Origin of the sequence: Umboniibacter marinipuniceus (assembly GCF_003688415.1) — a bacterium.
GTDB lineage: Bacteria > Pseudomonadota > Gammaproteobacteria > Pseudomonadales > DSM-25080 > Umboniibacter > Umboniibacter marinipuniceus.
Genome location: NZ_REFJ01000010.1, coordinates 1 through 4,114 on the forward strand (window position 1 = coordinate 1; position 4,114 = coordinate 4,114).

The 4,114-nt window shown below is 52.2% G+C and carries 1 protein-coding gene and 1 rRNA gene; both read left to right on the top strand.

Features of this window, described 5'->3' with window-relative positions; all coding sequences use genetic code 11:
- A 5S ribosomal RNA gene (rrf, locus tag DFR27_RS12405) occupies nucleotides 1-88 on the top strand; the annotation flags it as partial.
- Between the two features lie 639 nt (nucleotides 89-727).
- A partial coding sequence (locus DFR27_RS12610; protein WP_211327639.1) for a VCBS domain-containing protein occupies nucleotides 728-4,114 on the top strand: 3,387 nt, incomplete at its 3' end.

Here is a 4,114-nt window from a genome sequence, read left to right on the forward strand (position 1 = left end):
CTGATCCCATCCCGAACTCAGAAGTGAAACGTTTCATCGCCGATGGTAGTGTGGGGTTTCCCCATGTGAGAGTAGGTCACCGCCAGGCACTTAATTAAAAAGAAACCCCAATCTGCAGAGCAGGTTGGGGTTTTCTTTGTATTGTACTTTATGGGTGAGTTAGCTCACATGGCCGCTGCCGTAGGCGACGCCCCCCATGTGATAGTAGGGTGAGAACCCACGTTTAAAGCGCGCAGCGCTTTGTGGGTTCGAACGGGATCAAGCTGTGCTTGATCACCGGACCGCGCAGCGGGCGCCAGGCACTTAATACAATAAAGAAGGCTCAACCGTTAGGTTGGGCCTTTTTATTGCCTGAAATTCCTTAACGAGAGTTACCTCACGTGGGCGTTGCCGATTGGGCAGGCTAGATCGTAGTTGGTTAGTCAATAGAGTAATGCCGAAGTTCCGCTAGTTGGGGAAAGTGCTTAGCTAAGTTTGTCAAATAGCTGATGTTGAACTAACTACATTATGTGCAATACTAAGGTTAGGGTTAACTTAATTTATTGGGTATCATATGGCGAACAAATCAAATAACGGTGGAACTTTAGATTTTTTGAGAAAAACTCTCAAAGCTACGGCCACAAAACTAGCTAAAAGAGCTGATGATAAACCTAAGAATAGCCGAAGCCCCAAGCAGGATCAGCGACGCAAAAAGCGTGTAGCTATTTCAGTTCCTATAGTTAGTGAAATGTTTCTCATCTTGCCCTCATTAGAGGTCAATGCTGACTCTGATGATAGAGCCGACCTAACATCTAATGAGCGCGGGGCGTCATTAGATAGCTCCGGCTCGAATCGAGAGCCGGATGGCACTGAGCATTTAACTGGGTCAAGTCAGTACAGCCCGACCGCTGACTCCGATCACCAAGTAGACGCTAGTGTTAGTAATGAAGAGCGTCACGAGGCTAAGCCCGACACATCGGGCAGCCCCTCAGCACACACCGTCCATAACGATAGTCAGTCGTCGCTCATCTATATTCCGCCAGCTACCTTGCATGGCTCTGCGCACCTTACTACTGGTGTCGTTGAAAACCTGGCGCTAGGTGCGGTGGGCAGTGGATCTCCAGAGCAATTGGGTGAAGCTACGGATAATAACTATCAGGGGGGCACTTTTGAAGGTACTTACGGGACGCTGACCGTCGATAGCTCCGGTAACTATCATTACAAAGTGAATAGCGGGAGCCCTGCTTTTGTAGCACTCGGCGGGGGTGAGCCTGGCACAGATACGTTTGTCATTGCAGCGCCGGATGGCGGTAATTTTGTGGTTAACGCAAGTGTAGTTGGTCAAAATGAAACGGCTGTTATTACGGGCGATTTGAGTGGAGCGGTTTACGAAGATCGTAATGTTAAGAGCGGCTTTATCTTTACTAGCGGCAAGCTAAATATTACGGATCAAGACGGCGGTGAGGCAAAGTTTGAAGTAGCGAGCGTTAATGGAGCTTACGGGCACCTAACCATTGACGAGAGCGGCAACTGGAGCTACGAAGTCAACAATTCTTCGATGAACGTCCAATCACTGCAAAGCGGAGAGAGCTTAGTAGACACTATAATAGTGAAGTCGGTTGACGGGACTGAACAGGCTCTCGTGCTGTCTATAGGTGGTTCGAATGAAAACACCGCCACCACGGTCGTTACGCCATCCGGCTCGGTAGTATCGGTGCCGGCAGGAGGGCTTACACCGGCGCTCATGCAGCAGCTAAGCGGAGGCCAGATGCCGCTGGGTCATGTTCCTGGCGACGCGCAGATATCGGGTCTAGATGTTGGTAGTGTCAAAGAGGATCTAGCGCTTACGGCTGCGGGACAATTACAAGTCGTCGACGGTGACAAAGGCGAAGCGCATTTCGTGGGCGAAAAGCTTGGCGGCACCTCTCATTTCGGTGTTTTGACAATTGATCAATCTGGTAGATGGAACTATAAACTGGATAACCAGCGAGTCGAAATCCAATCGTTAGGTGCTAAAGGCCACGAAAGTCTTGTAGACAGCTTTGTTGTCCATAGTGCGGACGGCACCAAGCACAGCATCACCGTCACGGTGAATGGCACTAACGACAACCCAGTGATAGATACCATCACGGCCGCAACGGCGACCGAAGGTGACAAGACCGCTACCACAGGAACGATCACCTCAACGGATATCGACACTGGCGATACGGCGAAGTACAGCGCCGTCGCAGTCCCCGGGTTCACGCTCAATGCGGACGGCAGTTACTCATTCGATCCAACGGATGCGGCTTATAATGGCTTAGCGGCAGGTGACACGCAGCAGATCACGATTCCAGTGACCGTGACCGACGGTAGCGGCGGCACCGATCACAAGGATCTCGTCATTACTGTCACCGGTACTAACGACAACCCGGTACTTGATCAGATCCAAGCACAATCGGTAAATGAGGATGGTAATCAACTTACCGGCCAAATTACTTCGACCGATCCTGATGCCCATGAGAAGGCAATATACTCAATCGCCAACCCGGTGGATGGGTTTACCTTAAATCCAGACGGCAGCTACACCTTTGATCCAAGCCATGCTTCGTATCAACAACTAGAGGCAGGCGTTGATCAAACGCTAACGATCCCAATTACCGTTACCGACCAGGACGGTGGCAAAGATACGCAGAACTTAGTCATCACTGTTCATGGTACGCAAGACTCGGCGCAAATCGCTGGAACAGACGCCGGTTCAACCACTGAAGAAACGCAGCTTCAAGCCACGGGTCAATTAACGATCACCGATCTAGATGCGGGCGAAGCGCACTTCCAAGACGGAGACATCGTCGCCGCTCACGGCACCTTGCATCTTAATGCCGACGGCAGTTGGACTTATGATCTGGACAACACCAACCCGGACGTTCAGGCACTTGGGACCAGTGCGTCTACAACGAACAGTTTGACGGATACGATTGAAGTGCAGAGTGCCGATGGTACCAAGCACAGCATCACCATCATGGTGAATGGCACCAATGACAACCCAGTGATAGATACCATCACGGCCGCAACGGCGACCGAAGGTGACAAGTCTGCTACCATAGGAACGATCACCTCAACGGATATCGACACTGGCGATACGGCGAAGTACACCACCACGGCGACAGTAGCTGGGTTCACGCTCAATGCGGACGGCAGTTACTCGTTCGACCCAACGGATGCGGCTTATAATGGTTTAGCAGCAGGTGACACACAGCAGATCACGATTCCAGTGGCCGTGACCGACGGCAGCGGCGGCACCGATCAGAAAGATCTCGTCATTACCGTCACCGGTACCAACGATAACCCCGTGCTTGATCAAATCACGGCCCAAAGCGCGACGGAAGACGGTAACAAAGTCACGGGTACGATTACTTCGACGGACGTGGATGCGCACGAGAGCGCGACCTACAGTTCGCCGAATATCGACGGTTTCTCCATCGATCCGACCACCGGAGCGTATAGCTTCGATCCAAGTCACAGTGCTTACCAGCATTTAGCGGCAGGACAAGATCAGACGGTGACCATCCCAGTGACGGTGACCGATCAAAGCGGTGGCACGGATACCCAGAATCTAGTCATCACGGTTCACGGCACGGCCGATACGGCCCAGATCGCGGGAGTTGATACGGGCGTTACAACCGAAGAGTCGCAACTTCAGGCTACGGGCCAGTTGACGATCACGGATCTGGATGCGGGTCAGGAGTACTTCCAAGTAGCTGACATTAAAGCAAGCCACGGTTCGTTGCATCTGAAGGCCGACGGCAGTTGGACCTATGATCTGGATAACAGTAATCCCGACGTTCAGGCACTTGGGACCAGTGCGTCTACGACAAACAGTTTAACGGATACGATCGAAGTGCAGAGTGCCGACGGCACCAAGCACAGCATCACCATCACGGTGAATGGCACCAATGACAACCCAGTGATAGATACCATCACGGCCGCAACGTCGACCGAAGGTGACTCCTCCGCTACCACAGGAACGATCACCTCAACGGATATCGACACTGGCGATACGGCGAAGTACACCACCACGGCGACAGTAGCTGGGTTCACGCTCAATGCGGACGGCAGTTACTCGTTCGACCCAACGGATGCGGCTTATAATGGC